15 protein-coding genes and 1 pseudogene are annotated in these 13,618 nt (G+C 74.6%); 4 read left to right on the forward strand and 12 right to left on the reverse strand.

Features of this window, described 5'->3' with window-relative positions:
* The first annotated feature begins 519 nt into the window (after window positions 1–519).
* The gene (locus K1Y72_RS26545; RefSeq protein WP_220169200.1) at window positions 520–894 is read left to right on the forward strand and encodes a hypothetical protein; all 375 of its coding nucleotides are present in this window, start codon (window positions 520–522) and stop codon (window positions 892–894) included.
* 144 nt (window positions 895–1,038) lie between these two features.
* Here K1Y72_RS26545 and K1Y72_RS26550 read toward each other — a convergent pair whose 3' ends face one another.
* The 3 genes from K1Y72_RS26550 to K1Y72_RS26560 form a co-directional block, all read right to left on the reverse strand.
* Window positions 1,039–1,218, reverse strand: coding sequence for a DUF397 domain-containing protein (locus K1Y72_RS26550; protein ID WP_220169201.1), 180 nt, complete (start codon window positions 1,216–1,218; stop codon window positions 1,039–1,041).
* Between the two features lie 145 nt (window positions 1,219–1,363).
* Window positions 1,364–1,564 (reverse strand): DUF397 domain-containing protein, encoded by a 201-nt coding sequence (locus K1Y72_RS26555; RefSeq protein ID WP_220169202.1) that lies wholly within the window; start codon window positions 1,562–1,564, stop codon window positions 1,364–1,366.
* Window positions 1,565–2,449 carry a helix-turn-helix domain-containing protein gene (locus tag K1Y72_RS26560; protein ID WP_308287242.1) on the reverse strand — a complete coding sequence of 295 codons (885 nt, stop codon included), beginning with the start codon at window positions 2,447–2,449 and terminating at the stop codon, window positions 1,565–1,567. It abuts the gene before it with no gap.
* Between the two features lie 246 nt (window positions 2,450–2,695).
* Between K1Y72_RS26560 and K1Y72_RS36650 the strand changes: the two genes are divergently transcribed.
* Both K1Y72_RS36650 and K1Y72_RS36655 read left to right on the forward strand, forming a co-directional pair.
* On the forward strand, window positions 2,696–3,103 hold the full coding sequence (locus tag K1Y72_RS36650; protein WP_258573797.1) for a hypothetical protein: 408 nt from the start codon (window positions 2,696–2,698) through the stop codon (window positions 3,101–3,103).
* Window positions 3,100–3,570: a hypothetical protein gene (locus K1Y72_RS36655; RefSeq protein ID WP_258573798.1), complete on the forward strand. Its 471-nt coding sequence runs from the start codon at window positions 3,100–3,102 to the stop codon at window positions 3,568–3,570. Before K1Y72_RS36650 ends, K1Y72_RS36655 begins: the two co-directional genes overlap by 4 nt.
* 189 nt (window positions 3,571–3,759) lie before the next feature.
* Here the strand turns inward: K1Y72_RS36655 and K1Y72_RS37625 are convergent.
* From K1Y72_RS37625 to K1Y72_RS26585, 4 genes and pseudogenes are all read right to left on the reverse strand, one after another.
* Window positions 3,760–4,191: pseudogene (locus K1Y72_RS37625) on the reverse strand (tetratricopeptide repeat protein); the annotation flags it as partial.
* 9 nt (window positions 4,192–4,200) lie between these two features.
* Window positions 4,201–4,530 (reverse strand): tetratricopeptide repeat protein, encoded by a 330-nt coding sequence (locus K1Y72_RS26575; protein WP_220169205.1) that lies wholly within the window; start codon window positions 4,528–4,530, stop codon window positions 4,201–4,203.
* Window positions 4,531–5,267: 737 nt separating this feature from the next.
* A complete protein-coding gene (locus tag K1Y72_RS37630) occupies window positions 5,268–6,095 on the reverse strand; it encodes a DUF6879 family protein (RefSeq protein ID WP_372453005.1) in 828 nt (275 codons plus the stop codon).
* Between the two features lie 185 nt (window positions 6,096–6,280).
* On the reverse strand, window positions 6,281–7,480 hold the full coding sequence (locus tag K1Y72_RS26585; RefSeq protein WP_308287243.1) for a benzoate/H(+) symporter BenE family transporter: 1,200 nt from the start codon (window positions 7,478–7,480) through the stop codon (window positions 6,281–6,283).
* 239 nt (window positions 7,481–7,719) lie between these two features.
* On the opposite strand from K1Y72_RS26585, the gene K1Y72_RS26590 reads away from it, so the two are divergent.
* Complete coding sequence (locus tag K1Y72_RS26590; RefSeq protein ID WP_220169207.1) at window positions 7,720–8,274, forward strand: helix-turn-helix domain-containing protein; 555 nt, start codon at window positions 7,720–7,722, stop codon at window positions 8,272–8,274.
* A gap of 5 nt (window positions 8,275–8,279) precedes the next feature.
* Here the strand turns inward: K1Y72_RS26590 and K1Y72_RS26595 are convergent, their stop codons facing one another.
* The 5 genes from K1Y72_RS26595 to K1Y72_RS26615 are packed head-to-tail and all read right to left on the reverse strand — an operon-like array spanning window position 8,280 to window position 13,447.
* Entirely contained in the window at window positions 8,280–9,182 is a 903-nt protein-coding gene (locus tag K1Y72_RS26595; RefSeq protein ID WP_258573847.1) for an ABC transporter ATP-binding protein, read from the reverse strand.
* Window positions 9,183–9,184: 2 nt separating this feature from the next.
* On the reverse strand, window positions 9,185–9,949 hold the full coding sequence (locus tag K1Y72_RS26600; protein ID WP_220169209.1) for an ATP-binding cassette domain-containing protein: 765 nt from the start codon (window positions 9,947–9,949) through the stop codon (window positions 9,185–9,187).
* Window positions 9,946–10,842 (reverse strand): ABC transporter permease, encoded by an 897-nt coding sequence (locus tag K1Y72_RS26605; protein ID WP_220169210.1) that lies wholly within the window; start codon window positions 10,840–10,842, stop codon window positions 9,946–9,948. The genes K1Y72_RS26600 and K1Y72_RS26605 overlap by 4 nt, the downstream gene beginning before the upstream one ends.
* Window positions 10,839–11,855 carry an ABC transporter permease gene (locus K1Y72_RS26610; protein ID WP_220169211.1) on the reverse strand — a complete coding sequence of 339 codons (1,017 nt, stop codon included), beginning with the start codon at window positions 11,853–11,855 and terminating at the stop codon, window positions 10,839–10,841. The genes K1Y72_RS26605 and K1Y72_RS26610 overlap by 4 nt, the downstream gene beginning before the upstream one ends.
* A gap of 2 nt (window positions 11,856–11,857) precedes the next feature.
* Complete coding sequence (locus K1Y72_RS26615) at window positions 11,858–13,447, reverse strand: ABC transporter substrate-binding protein (protein WP_220169212.1); 1,590 nt, start codon at window positions 13,445–13,447, stop codon at window positions 11,858–11,860.
* Between the last annotated feature and the right edge of the window lie 171 nt (window positions 13,448–13,618).

Genomic DNA, 13,618 nt, shown 5'->3' on the forward strand with positions numbered 1-13,618 from the left:
CTGTGGGGGTGGGATGACCGGCCTTCCGCCATCTGACCGGCCGGTCATCGACCGGGCAGGGTAGGACGGTCATGGTCGCGCCGCACCTGCCCGCCTCGGGTCGGCCAAGGGCGGGCGCATGAACCAACCTTGGCCGTCCGGAGGGCGTGGAGCCCGCATGATCGGGCGAGGCTCCAAGACATGCGATCCGTGATCATCTCCGCCGCCGTCCTCGCCGCCTCCGCCGCGGCGATTGCCGCTCCGCCCGCCACCGCGGCGACCGGAGCAGCCGGAGCAGCCGGGGCAGCCGGGGCGGTCGAGGTGGCCGGGGCGGCGAGAGCTACCAGGATAGTTGGGGCAGCGAGGGCAGCCGGGGCGACCGGGACGGTCAAGGCGGCGGAGACGGTAGGGACGGCGGGGACGACCGAGGCGGTCGGGACGGTCGGGGAGGCCAGGGCGGTCGGAGGTGGCGGAGCCGTGCGCGGTGCGGCGCGCACCGGAGGCGCGGCCACCGCCGCCCGTTCGTGCCGACGGAAGGTGGTGACCCGGAAGGTCAAGGACAGCGGCAAGATCACCTTCATTACGGTGAGCTGCCAGGGGCCTCCGGGTCCACGCGGCCCGCGAGGTCCGAGGGGGCCGCAGGGTCCGGCCGGGCCGCCCGGTCCGGGCGTACGACCGGTCACGGTTTCGGCCGACGGCACGCTGCTCCGCAGCACCGCCGAACACGACGCCGACTTCGACAGCCCGGACTGCCCGGCCGGCACCCACCTGATCGGCGGCGGCTACCGCACTCAGAAGGGCTACCTGTCCTACGTCACTTCTTCCTACCCCGTTGGCGACCACTGGAGTATCACCGCCTTCACCGGAGCGCCCATCGACATCACCCTCACCGTCTACGCCCTGTGCAGCCCCTGACCCCCGTCCGGTCGCCCGCCCGTCCATGACCGGGTGGTCGTCCACAGTTGAGATGCGGCGTGTTGGCCACTTTCGATCTCGAAAGTGGCCAACACGCCGCATCTCAACGGATGGCGACCGGGTGGTCATCGCCGAGCGGTCCGATCAGACGGTGGTGAGGAGGCGGGCCAGGGCTCGGCGGGAGAGCAGGAGGGTGCCGGCGTCGGGGGCCTTGCTGTCGCGGATGCCGACGGCACCGCCGAGGGCGGCCAGCTCGACGCATTCGCGTTCGGTGTTGCTGTGGCTGCTCTTGCGCCAAGTGGCAGGGGTCGGGGTGGTGTTCATCGGGTGTCGTCTCCTCGCGGTTGGTGGGGCGTAGCACTCCTCGAACGGCGCCTGCGGGCGCGGTCGTCGTCTTTTCGTGATTGTCGGGAGGGGCGAGCGGCGCGTGAGGCCGACAGGGAGCATCCCTGTCGGCCTCACGCACGTCCTACAGGTCCAAGCCGCCCGTCTTCACCTGCGCGAGCAGGGTCGCGAAGGCGGCGGGCGGGAGTGCGAGGTGGCCAGCGGCCGGAGCCTTGCTGTCGCGGATGCCGACGACGGCCGGGACGCGGGCGACCTCCACGCACTCCCGCTCGGCGTTGCTACGGCTGCTCTTGCGCCAGATGGCGCGTGACAGGTCAGCGCTCATTTATCCGTTCATCTCCCTTGCGGTCGCCAGGCACAGCGAGGAGCTGTTGATCCTGGACAAGGCAACGTTTTTGATGGCGTCGAACGCTGCGGCGTACCGGCCGATCTCGTGGGGCTTGTCGAGATAAAGCGCTCCGGTCAAGCCTTCCACATACACGACGGGCGGTTCGTGATCGCGGCCGTTGGCCGTGGTCGGGAAGCGCATCAGGCTGAATGGACCGGTGCCGAGTCCCTGATGCCCCTCTTTGGAGAACGGGATGACGTGCACCGTCACGTTCGAGAGTTCATTCATCGCGGCCAGGTGGTCGAGCTGAGCGGCCATCACCGCCCGCCCACCGAGCGGACGGCGGATGACGGCTTCGTTGAGCGCGATCCTCAGTTCGGGTGGCGCGGTGGATCGAGTGAGAAGCGTCTGGCGCTGGATGCGTAGATCTACACGCCTTTCGAGTTCCTCGTCGCTCAGATCCGGGATGAGCAGCTGGATCAACGCGCGGGCGTAGTCGGGGGTCTGGAGCAGGCCGGGGACCAGCTCGGTCGAGTACTGCTCCAGCGAGGACATGGCGCCCTCCAGCCCGATGTAGAGGTCGAAGTCGCCCGGGATCACGTCCCCGTAGGCGTGCCACCAACCCTTCCCCTTGGTCTCCTTCGCGAGGCCCTTCAAGGCGTCCGCGAGATCGGGCGGGGCGCCGTAGATGCGGCACATGATCTCGACGTCGTGGCTGCGGAGGGCGGTCTGGCCGGTCTCGATGCGCCAGAGCTTGGCCTCGGAGATCTCCAATTCCTGGGCGGCCAGTTTCACGGTGAGGCGCGCCTTGTTGCGCAGGGCGCGGAGTTCCCGGCCGAGCTGGCGGCGCGGGACGGTCGAGTTCACCGGGACCTCGGACACGTGCATCCCTCATTCCGGGGGAGGCTTTCACTCGAAATGAAAGCATCGGCTCGTTCGGCTCGCAACAGCCCCACCACCTGCGCGAATACAGCGCCGGCAGGCCACTGGAAACCTTGTTCTCGGAGTTTGCCCACTGCTCTACTCAAGTGCAATACGGAGTCAGGGCACGACTTTCGGTGATCTTCTGGAAGTCCGGCCCCATAGGCCCCGCAGGCCCAGAAAAATTCTTCACTTTCGAGGACGGTCATGAGCGGACGACATGCCTCCACGTCACGTACCGGCTCCCAGGCCGCGCCGCCGGTGGCGGACGTCGGGACCCGCCGCCTCCCGCCGGCGTTCGTGCCGAACCGGGAGCGGACGGCCTACCTGACGTCCCTGGCCGGTGCGGTCGCGCGCGTCCGGGGGTTCGTCACGGCGTTCTCGGTGCGGGACGGGAAGCCGGTGGTGAACGTCATCGTCCTCGACGCGGCGGGCCGGAATCGGGCGGCGGTGACGGTCGGGTGCGAGTACGTGCGCAGGCGCGGGGCCGGGGACGCGCGGGGCGGCGCGTGGTGGTTCGTGGACGTCCGGGACGGGCGGCGCGTCGCGCCCGCGACCGAGGTCGCGGCGGCGGCCGAGCTGATCCGCGCCGGGCTGCCCGGGGAGGCGGCATGACGAGGGAAGGGCCGCTCGGGTACCGGTCGACGCCGCTGATCATGGCGGGGCTCGTCGCGACCGCCTACGAGGAGACGATGCTGGACGAGGGCATCCCGCGCCTGCGCGTCGCGCTCATCAGCATCGCCGGGCAGTGCGCGAGCGACGTCCGCCTCCAGGACGGCGGCATGATGCCCGCCGACGAGGCGCTGCGGGCGGCGCACGAGCAGGTCGCGGAGGCGTACGCGGGCGCGATGGCGCTGCACGGGATGCTCCCGGCGTCGATCGGGGTCATCGAGCGGCAGGTCCGCGACGAGGTCCGCGACACGCTGGACGAGGCGGTCGCGGCGCGGGCGCGGCTGATGGCGGGCGCGCCGCCGCCGACGGCCGAGGTGGAGGCCGCCGCCGCGCTCGCCGAGGAGGACGAGGCGCGCCTCGCCGAGCTCCGCCGCCGGGCCGGCGGCGGCACCTGGACGGCCCGGCTGTGAGCGGGCGGCGAGACGCTCCTTCAACGCCCGCGCCGCCGGGTCGGTGAAGGCGTCGAGCAGCCGCCGGGCCGCCGCGGCGCTCCGCTGCGCGAGGTCGGGCCGGTCCGCGTCGGCCTGCACGTCCGCGAGAGCGGCCAGAGAGGTCGCCTCCAGCCAGGGGGCGTCGATGGACCGGAAGAGTCCGGCGGCCTGCTCCAGCAGGGCGATCGCCTCGTCGTGCCGGCCGAGGGCGTGATGGACGCCGGCGGCGTGGTGCCAGGCGAGGGTCTCGCGGGCGCGGTCGCCGATGCCGTGCTGGATCCGCGCGGAGCGCTCGAACGCGGCGAGCGCTGCGGCGAGGTCCCCGGTGAGGCGGTGGGCCTGCCCGAGTTCGAGCAGCCAGTAGCCCTCCCGGGCGGGGTTGCCCTGCTCCTCGGCGATCGCCACGGCGGCGGTGGCGGTCTCCAGGGCGCCGGCGGCGTCGTCCTGCTCCCGGTGGACCCGGCTGAGGAGGCGGAGGGCGTTGCCTTGCCCGCCGCCGTCGCCGCGCTCGCGGAAGGTCTCCAGCGCGGCGGTGATCAGTGGCTCGGCCTCGTCGTGCCGGTGCAGCTCGACGAGGACTTCGGCGAGGTCGGTGGAGATGACGGGCGCTCAGACGGTGCCGCCCGTCCCGTCGAGGACGGTGCGCGCCCGGTCGAACATCTCCAGGGCCGTGTCGAGCCGGTGCATGCGCAGGTTGAGCAGACCGAGGTCGTTGAGGGAGAGCGCCTCGGCGGTGGCGTCGCCCAGGGCGCGGCGCAGTTCGAGCGCGCTCTGGTGGTAGCCCGCGCTGAGGGCGAGCTCGTGGCGCTGCGCGTGCGCCATGCCGAGGCTCTCCAGCAGCTCGGCCTGCGCGGGACGGTCGCCGGTCCGGCGGGCCGCGTCGAGGCCGAGGTCCGCGCAGGCGATCCAGTCGTCGAACTGGTTGAACAGCATGTGCATGGCGCGCAGGACGAGGGCGAGGCGCCACGCGATGTCGGGGAAACCGTTCTCGGCGGCGGCGGCGCGGGTCGCGGTGGCGAGGTTGCCGCGTTCGAGGTCGTACCAGGCGGCGGGGCGAGGGGCACCCGGGCCTCGTTGGGGTTGTTCCAGTGCTGGGCCTGGTCCGCCGTGCGCAGGTACCAGAAGAGGACGCGCCGGGAGAGGGCCCGCCTGGTGTGCGGAGCCTCCTCCCGCCGGGCCTGGTCCATCGCGAAACCCCGCCGCAGGTCGTGGAACTGGTAACGGTCGTGGGCGTGCTGTTCGAGCAGGTGCGCCCCCGCCAACATATCCAGCCGCCGCCGGGCGTCCCGGAGGTCGGTCGCCGCCATGGGCGGCGGCCGGGCCGGACAGGGCGGGGCCGGGATGCAGGGCCAGGACGCGGAAGAGGCGCGCCGCGTCCGGTGCCAGCGAGCGGCAGGACCAGGACAGGACCGTGTGGACGGCGTCCCCGTCCCCGTCCGCGCCGGCGGTGAGCGCCTCCCAGCGGGTCATCTCGCCGCGCAGCTCGGCGATCAGCCCGTCGAGCGGCGTTCCCGGCCGGCGCGCCACCCGTCCGGCGGCGACCCGCAGGGCCAACGGCAACCGGGCGCACAGCCCGGCGAGCTCGGCGAGGCGGGCCTCGTCCCGGGCGGGGCGGGGCCCGCCCGCGACCATCGCGAGGAGCTCGACCGCGGACGGCTCGTCGAGCAGCTCCAGGGTCAGGCGGCGGGCGCCGTCGCGAGCCACCAGGCCCGACAGCCGGTCCCGGCTGGTGGCGAGGACCGGGGTCTCCGGGGTGCCGGGGAGCAGCGAACGGTAGAGGGCCGCCCTGCCGCCGGTGTCGCGGGGGATCTCCGCCGGGGGACACCGAGCGCGGCCGGGAACCCCTCCAGAGCGTGCTGCGGGGCGACGGGCGGACCGGGATCGTAGCCGCGCAGGTCGGCGTAGAGCTGCCCGTCGGGGAACCGGTCCCGGTTGAGGTGCGCCCAGCGCAGGGCCGGCGTGGTCTTGCCGGCTCCCGCCGTTCCCACGACGAGCGTGAGCGGGCGGCCGCCCGCGTCGAGGACCGCGTCCAGCGCGCGCAGCTCGGCGCGGCGGTCGACGAATCGGGCGCCGCGCCGGGGAGCTGCCGGGGAACGCGACGCGTGGCCGCCTGGTGGAAGTGCACGCCACCGCTGATGTCGCGGGCCTGCACGACCTCCTCCGCGCGCCCGGACACCGTCTGCCCGCGCTCGTCGCCGGGGACTCCGGTCAACCCGCGGCCGTTTCTCCCGGGGAGGCGCAAGCGGAGCGACCTCCCGGTGGAAGTAGGAGTCCAGCTCCTCGCCGCGCTCGTAGAGGTCGCGGGCCAGGGCCGCGGCCTGATCGACGAGGTCGGCCGAAGCGAACCTGACGGCGCCGGCCAGCTCGCCCCGGTCGTCGTAGACGTCCCGGTAGAGAAGCGCGGAGCCGAACGTCACGAGCTCGGGCAGCGGAAGGACGGCTTCCAGCTCGGCGATCCCGGCGGCGTCGACGACGCGGATGAGCTCACCGCATTCCGCCCGCACCCGCAGATCGTGTTCTCACCAGGCACACCCGCGCCACCTCCCTTCCACGGCCAGATCCAGCGCCGGTTGAAGCCGCGGCTGAGGGCGGGGTAGCGCCCGTCGCCCGGTTCGACGGCGGGACCGGCGAGGGGCGCGGCCTGGATGTCGTCCATGCGCTCTCCCGGTGCTGCGGTCCGGTGGGGCCCTCACCTGGGTTCCTTATCGGGAGTGAGCAGCGCATGCCCTCGCGCGGTTAGATCGTTGGGAGATTCCTCCGACCGGCGGGCCAGCAGGAGGCGGAAGGCGAGGCCGGCGAGCAGGCCCCAGAAGGCGCCGCCGATCCCGAACGGCGCGATGCCCGACACCGTCACGGCGAACGCGACGACGGCCGCCTCGCGCTCGCCCGGATCGGAGACGGCGGTGTGCAGCGCCGACCCGAGCGTGCCGACGAGCGCGAGTCCGGCGACGCTCTCGATGAGCAGCGGCGGCGCCGCCGACGTCAGCACGACGGCGGCGCCCGCCGCGAGGCCGAGCACGACGTAGACCGCGCCGCCGGTGACCGAGGCGATCCAGCGGCGCGCGGGGTCGGGGTGCGCGTCCGGGCGGGCCGCCATGGCGGCGGTGATGGCGGCGAGGTTCACCGCGTGGCCGCCGAGCGGCGCGACGGCGAGGGTGGCGGCGCCCGTCGTGACGAGGACGGGCCGGAGCCGCGGCCGGTACCCGTGCACGGCGAGCACGCTCATGCCGGCGAGGTTCTGCGACGCCATCGTCACGAGGAACAGCGGCAGCGCGATGCCCGCGACGGTCGCCGCGTCGGTGAAGTCGGGCGCGGTGAGGACGGGCGCGGGCCACGGGTCCGCGCCGCCCGTCCCGCCGTGCGGCCCGGCGAGGACGACGGCGAGCGTCGCCGCCAGCGCCCCGGGGACGGCCCAGCCGCGCGCGAACCGGAACAGCACCGCCCAGACGATCACGATGGGCGCGGCCCGCGCGGGGAACCGCACGACGGCCTGGACGGGCGCCGCGCAGATCGGCAGCAGGATCCCGGCCAGCATGGCGGCCGCGAGCGGCGCCGGGACCGCCTCCAGGAGGCGGGTGGCCCGCGCCGACAGGCCGGTCGCGGCCAGCAGCGCGCCGGTGACGAGGAACGCCGCCACGGCCGTGCCGAACCGGACGTGCTGCGGTCCCATCGAGACGAGCAGCGCCGCGCCGGGCGTCGACCAGGCGATGCTGAGCGGCATCCGGTGGCGCAGTCCCAGGTAGATCGCGGTGAGGCCGGTCGCCGCGCAGAGGGCGAGCAGCCCGGACGCGGCCTGGGCGGGGCTCGCCCCGGCCGCGCGGAGGCCCGCCAGCACCACCGCGAACGAGCTGGTGAAGCCCACCATCGCGAGCGCCAGCCCGGTCGTCACGGGTTGCCGCCACCCCGCCCCGCCGCCCGTTCTGGGCCGCTCCGGCGCCATCGTCGCTTCGCCGTCCCGCTCGCGCACCAGGACCTCCGGGGGAGTGTGTTCCGTAAACGGAACGAAGCCTACCCGGACCGGGACGAGATGCGGCGTGCTGGGCACTTTGAAGATCGAAAGCGCCCAGCACGCCGCATCTCGACGGACGGTGGCCGGGCGGTCATCGCGGGAGGCGGGATACTGGGCGGATGCCGAGGGAGAGCACGTCCGCCTTCGCCGCCGAGGTGGGGGGCCGGGTCCGGCGGCTGCGCGCCGAGCGCGGCCTGTCGCTGTCGGAGCTGGCGCACCGGGCCGGGGTGGGCAAGGCGACGCTGTCCGGCCTGGAGGCGGGCACCCGCAACCCGACGCTGGAGACCCTCTACGCGGTCGTCGGGCAGCTCGGGGTGCCGCTCGCGGCGGTGCTCACCGAGCCGGGCGGCCGGATCCCGCGCGTCGAGCCCGTCCACGGGGCGGCGGCGTCGGCGACGCTGCTGGAGAGCTTCACCGACGGCGCCGCCATCACCGAGCTGTACCGGCTGACGATCCGCCCCGGCCCCCCGCAGACGTCGCCCGCGCACCCCGCCGGCGTCCGCGAGCACCTGACCGTCTTCGCCGGGACCGCCCGCGTCGGTCCGGCGACGGAGCCGTTCACCGTCCCCGCGGGCGGCCACGCGAGCTGGACGGCCGACGTCCCGCACATCTACGCGGCCGAGGGCGACGAGACCGTCCACGCCTCGCTGATCATCCGCTTCGGCGGCGGCTGAGGCCGTCAGCCGGGCTCGCCGGCGCGGTGGCAGGCGGCGCGGCGGTCGCCGTCGACGGCCTCCAGGGCGGGCGGCTCGGTGGCGCAGCGGTCGACGGCGAGGGGGCAGCGGCTCCGGTACGGGCAGCCGTCCGCGGCGGGCGGGGCGTCCGGGCGGCCGGCGGGGCGGTGGACGGCGCCGAGCCGCGGGACGGCCTCGCGCAGCGCCCGCGTGTAGGGGTGCGCGGGGCTCCCGAGCACGGCCGCGACCGGCCCGGACTCCACCACCCGCCCGGCGAACAGCACGTGCACCGTCGCGCACAGCCCGGCCACGACGGCGAGGTCGTGGGTGATCAGCAGGAGGCCGAGGCCGCGCTCGGCGCGCAGGCCGGCGAGCAGCCGCAGGACGCGGGCCTGCACGGTGACGTCGAGGGCGCTCGTCGGCTCGTCCAGGACGAGCAGCCGCGGGTCGACCGCCAGGGCGCGGGCGATGACGACGCGCTGCCGCTGCCCGCCCGACAGCAGGTGCGGCCGCCGGCCGGCCAGCCCCGGGTCCAGCCCGACACCGGCGAGCAGCTCGGCGACCGTCGGGCCGTCCCCGCGGCGCATCCGCAGCGCCTCCTCGATCGACGCGCCGACGCGCATCCGCGGGTCGAGGGCCTCGCCGCCGTCCTGGAACACCGGCTGCACGGCGGCGCGGTAGCGGGCGCGGCCGGCGCGGTCCAGCCGGGCGATGTCGGCGCCCTCGAACAGGGCGCGCCCGCGCACGGGCTCGACGAGGCCGAGCAGCGCGCGGGCGATGGTGGTCTTGCCCGAGCCGCTCTCGCCGATGACGGCGACGCCGCCCGCGTCCGGCGCCACGTCCAGCGACACGTCGTGGACGACCCGGTGCCGCCCGTAGCCGAGGGTGAGACGGTCCGCACTGAGCATGGTCACTTCCCGATCGTCGGGACCGCGTCGAGCAGCTCCCGGGTGTAGGCGGAGGCGGGGGCGCCGAGGACGCCGGCGGCGGGCCCGGCCTCGACGACCCGCCCGTCCCGCAGGACGACGACGCGGTCGGCGATGCCCGACACGACGGCGAGGTCGTGCGAGACGAACACCAGCGCGACGCCCTGCTCGCGCCGCAGCCGCGCCAGCAGGTCGAGCACCGAGGCCTGCACGGTGACGTCGAGGGCGCTCGTCGGCTCGTCGGCGAGGAGCACGCCGGCGCGGAGCGCGACGGCCGTCGCGATGGCGAACCGCTGCGCCTGGCCGCCGGAGACCTGGTGCGGGTAGCGGCGGAGCAGGCCGGGGTCGAGCAGGACGCTGCGCAGCGCGTCGGCGGTGCGCTCGCGCGCCTCGGCGCCGCGCACGCCGTGCCGGGCGAGGACGCGCCTCAGCAGCGTGCCGAGCCGCATCGTGGGGTTCAGGGAGTCCTGCGGGCTCTGGCTGATCAGCGCGGCGGCGGAGCCGCGGACGCGGCCGAGCGCCCGCTCGTCCGCCCCGACGACGTCGACGCCGCCGACGACGACGCGGCCGCTGACCCGCAGCCCGCCGGTGAGGCCGAGCATCGCGTTCAGCACCGTGGTCTTGCCCGAGCCGCTCTCGCCGACGAGCGCGACGCACTCGCCGGGCCCGACCTCCAGGGCGTCCAGCGCGACGAGCAGCCGGTCGCCGGCCCGGACCCGCAGGTCCTCGATGGTGATCAGCGGGCTCATCGGGCGGCCTCCCGCCGCGGGTCCAGGACGGCGCGCAGCCCCTCGCCGAGGACGTTGAAGCAGAACGCGGTGACGACGATGGCGAGGCCGGGGAAGGCGACCACCCACCAGTCGGTGGTGAGCAGGCTCTGCCCCTGCTGGACCATCAGCCCCCACTCGGCGGTCGGCTCCTGCGGGCCGAGCCCGAGGAACGACAGCGCGGCGGCCGTCAGGATGATGCCGCCGGCGTCCAGGGACAGCTGCACCAGCACCGGCGTCAGCGAGTTCGGCAGCACGTGCCGCAGCAGGATGCGGGCGTGCGGCACGCCGAGGCAGCGGGCCGCGTCGACGAAGCCGCGCGACCGGATCGCGGCGGCGGTGACCGCGCTCGTCCGCGCGTACCAGGGCCACCACGACGCGGTGATCGCGATGATCGCGCCCTGCACGCCCGGGTGCAGGACGACCGCGAGCGCCACCGACAGCAGCAGCGCCGGGAACGCCAGGAACACGTCCGTCACCCGCATGATGGCGTCGCGGACGAGGCCGCCCGCGTACCCGGCGACGGCGCCGAGCGCCACCCCGATCAGCGCGGACACCGCGAGCACCGACACCACGATCGTCAGCGAGGTGCGGGCGCCGTACAGCACCCGGCTGAGCACGTCCCGGCCGACGCCGTCGGTGCCGAACAGGTGGTCGCCGCCCGGCCCGAGCAGCGCCTGCGCCGGATGGGTCGCGTCGGTGCCGTCGCCGGGGTGCGGGGCGAGCAGCGGCGCGGCGAGGGCGGCGAGCACGATCAGCAGCAGCACCGCCGCGCCCGCGGCGGCCAGGAGATCGCCGCGGGCGGCGCGCAGCAGGCGGTGCGTCGCCGCCGCGCGGTGCCGCACCGCGGCGGGGGGCGTGTCGACGGCGGTCATCCGATCCTCACGCGGGGGTCGAGGGCGGCCTGGGCGAGGTCCACCAGCAGGTTGACGAGGACGTAGGCGAGCGCGACCGCGAGGGTGACGCCGGCGATCGCGGGCGTGTCGGACGAGCGGATCGCGTTCGCGGCGTACCGGCCGAGCCCCGGCCAGTTGAAGATCGACTCGACGAGGAAGGCGTTGACCAGCGAGAACGCGAAGACCAGCGCGAGCAGCGCCAGCACCGGCCCGAGCGCGGGCCGCAGCGAGAACCGCGTCAGCACCTGCCAGCGGGTGAAGCCGAGCGCCCGCTCCAGCCGCGCGTGGTTCTGCGCCGCCTCCTCCAGGAGCGCCGCCCGCGTCATCTGCGCGACGACGCCCGTCGGGTAGGCGGCGATCGCCAGCGCGGGCAGCACCAGGTGGCGGAGCGTGCTGCCGAGCACCGCCCAGTTGCCGGTGACCAGCGCGTCCACCGCGGTGACGTTGGTGAACAGGGTGAGCGGCGACGTCGTGTCGAGCTCCGGGTCGTACTCCCCGGCGACCGGCAGCCAGCCGAGCTTCGTGGCGAGCAGGTTCTGCGCGAGCAGCGCCAGCAGGAACACCGGCGCCGACACCGCCAGCATCGAGGAGATCCGGACGGTCGCGTCGGCGCCGCCGCGGCCCCGGCGGGCGGCGAGCAGGCCGAGCGGGAGGCCGGCCAGCACGGCGACGAGCACCGCCGTGCCGACCAGCTCCAGCGAGGCCGGGAACGCCGTGGCGACGTCGTCCAGGACGGGCTGCTTGGTGCGCAGGCTCGTCCCCCAGTCGCCCCGCGCCAGCGAGGCGAGGTAGTCCCACAGCTGGACGGGCAGCGGCCGGTCGAGGCCGAGCTCGGTGCGCGCCTGCGCGAGCTGGGCCGCCGTCGCCCGGGGACCGGCGTAGGTGACCGCCGGATCCCCGGGGACGAGCCGCATCACCACGAAGGTGAGCACGACGACGCCGGCGACCACGAGGACGGCCTGGGCCAGCCGCCGGAGCAGGTAGCGGGCCATGGCTAGGACGCGGGCCGCGCGTCGTAGGCGAACACGACGTTCGGGTAGGCGGGGTCGTCGGTGTAGCCGCCGACGTCCTTGGCGAACGCGCGCTGGTACTGCTGGACGAACAGCGGCGCGACGACGGCCTTGTCGACGACCAGCTCGCGCTGCAGGTCCTCGTACGCCTGCTGGGCCGAGGTCCGGTAGGTGGCGGTGAGCTGCGGCAGCGCGTCGATCCGCTTGTCCACGCCGGGGTCGTCTAGGTAGGTCAGGTTGAAGTTGACCGGGTCGGCGGAGCGGAACAGGTTGGTGAACCAGCTGTAGGCGTCGGGGTAGTCGGGGTACCAGTACATGACGAAGATGTCCTGGCGCTCGGCCGCGTCGCGGTTCTTGGCCTGGTCCCACTGGGCGTCCCACTGCATCGGCTTGGCGCGCAGGGTGACGTTGAGCTGCTTGAGCGCCGAGCTGAGCAGCGTGACGAACGTCTGCTGGTCGTCGTCGCCCTGGGCGTAGGTGAGCGACAGCGTCAGGGACTTCTTGCCCGGCCCGTACCCGGCCTGGTTCAGCAGCCGCTTCGCCTCGGCGGTGTTCTGGTGCAGCGCCAGCGACGTGGTGGCGCCGACCAGCCCGTTCGGGACGATGCCGCTCGCGATGGTGCCCGACCCCTTCAGCGCCGCCACGAGGCCGTCGTAGTCGATGGCGTTCTGCACGGCCTTGCGGAGGGCGACGTCCTTGAGCGGCCCGGCGGCGGTGTTGAAGAACGCGAGCAGGTTCTGGAAGGACGGCGTCGCCTGCGTGCCGATGCCGCCGGTGCTCTTGGCCTGCGCGAACAGCTGCGGGTTGAGGCGGTGCACGTAGGTGACGTCGCGGGCCCGCAGCTGCTGCCAGGCGGTGGTGACCTGCGGGGTGTCGCGGAACTCCACGCCGGTGTAGTGCGCTCCGCTCCAGCCGCCCCAGTAGCCCTTGAACTGGCCGAGCCGGACCTCGGCCTCCTGGCCCTTGTTCCACTGGGCGACGGTGTAGGGGCCGCTGCCGGTGTCGTGGCCCTGCCCGAGGTACTTCTTCAGGTCGCCGCCGCCGGGCGCGGCGGTGTCGTAGATGTAGGCGCCGTAGTCGGCGGCCGAGATCAGGTCGAGCGGTGCGGCGTACTTGAGCTTGAACACGAGCGTCCGCGGGTCCGGCGTCTCGATGGTCTTGACCGGATCCCAGATGTAGGCGGCGCCGCCCTTGCCCGCGACGGTCCGCTCGATCGCCTTCTTGGCGGCCGCGGACGTCAGCGCGGTGCCGGTGTGGAACTTCACGCCGTCGCGCAGCGTGAACGTCCACACCTTGCCGTCGGCGGACCTGGTCCACTTCTCGGCGAGGCGCGGCTTCACCGTCCTGCTCGCGCTGTCGTACCTGGTCAGCGACTCGTAGACGTTCTGCATCGCGATGATCTCGTTGGAGTAGGAGGTCGCGGGGTCCCAGTCGGTGACGACGTTGAGGTTGAAGGAGTAGACGAAGGACGCGGTCCGCGCGGACGCCGCCGGGCGGACCTTTCCGCCGGAGCAGCCGGTGACGGCCACGGCGAGGCCGGCCGTGATCGCCAGGGCACCTAGACGCCGGGACATGAGGGGTTCTCCTTGGACGGTGCGGACGGGGAAGGGGCGGGGCGGGAGAGCGGGAGCGGCGGGGGGGGGGGGGGGGGGGGGGGGGGGGGGGGGGGGGGGGGGGGGGGGGGGGGGGGGGGGGGGGGGGGGGGGGGGGGGGGGGGGGGGGGGGGGGGGGGGGGGGGGGGCCCC

Origin of the sequence: Actinomadura parmotrematis (assembly GCF_019458805.1) — a bacterium.
Lineage (GTDB): Bacteria > Actinomycetota > Actinomycetes > Streptosporangiales > Streptosporangiaceae > Spirillospora > Spirillospora parmotrematis.

What these genes read in the sequence shown, in the direction of transcription:
- K1Y72_RS26590 (WP_220169207.1), top strand. Translation starts at nt 7,720, where the DNA reads ATGCCGAGGGAGAGCACGTCCGCCTTCGCCGCCGAGGTGGGGGGCCGG.
- K1Y72_RS36655 (WP_258573798.1), top strand. Translation starts at nt 3,100, where the DNA reads ATGACGAGGGAAGGGCCGCTCGGGTACCGGTCGACGCCGCTGATCATG.
- K1Y72_RS26605 (WP_220169210.1), bottom strand. Translation starts at nt 10,842, where the DNA reads ATGACCGCCGTCGACACGCCCCCCGCCGCGGTGCGGCACCGCGCGGCG.
- K1Y72_RS36650 (WP_258573797.1), top strand. Translation starts at nt 2,696, where the DNA reads ATGAGCGGACGACATGCCTCCACGTCACGTACCGGCTCCCAGGCCGCG.
- K1Y72_RS26610 (WP_220169211.1), bottom strand. Translation starts at nt 11,855, where the DNA reads ATGGCCCGCTACCTGCTCCGGCGGCTGGCCCAGGCCGTCCTCGTGGTC.
- K1Y72_RS26595 (WP_258573847.1), bottom strand. Translation starts at nt 9,182, where the DNA reads ATGCTCAGTGCGGACCGTCTCACCCTCGGCTACGGGCGGCACCGGGTC.
- K1Y72_RS26555 (WP_220169202.1), bottom strand. Translation starts at nt 1,564, where the DNA reads ATGAGCGCTGACCTGTCACGCGCCATCTGGCGCAAGAGCAGCCGTAGC.
- K1Y72_RS26550 (WP_220169201.1), bottom strand. Translation starts at nt 1,218, where the DNA reads ATGAACACCACCCCGACCCCTGCCACTTGGCGCAAGAGCAGCCACAGC.
- K1Y72_RS26615 (WP_220169212.1), bottom strand. Translation starts at nt 13,447, where the DNA reads ATGTCCCGGCGTCTAGGTGCCCTGGCGATCACGGCCGGCCTCGCCGTG.
- K1Y72_RS26600 (WP_220169209.1), bottom strand. Translation starts at nt 9,949, where the DNA reads ATGAGCCCGCTGATCACCATCGAGGACCTGCGGGTCCGGGCCGGCGAC.
- K1Y72_RS26575 (WP_220169205.1), bottom strand. Translation starts at nt 4,530, where the DNA reads ATGCACATGCTGTTCAACCAGTTCGACGACTGGATCGCCTGCGCGGAC.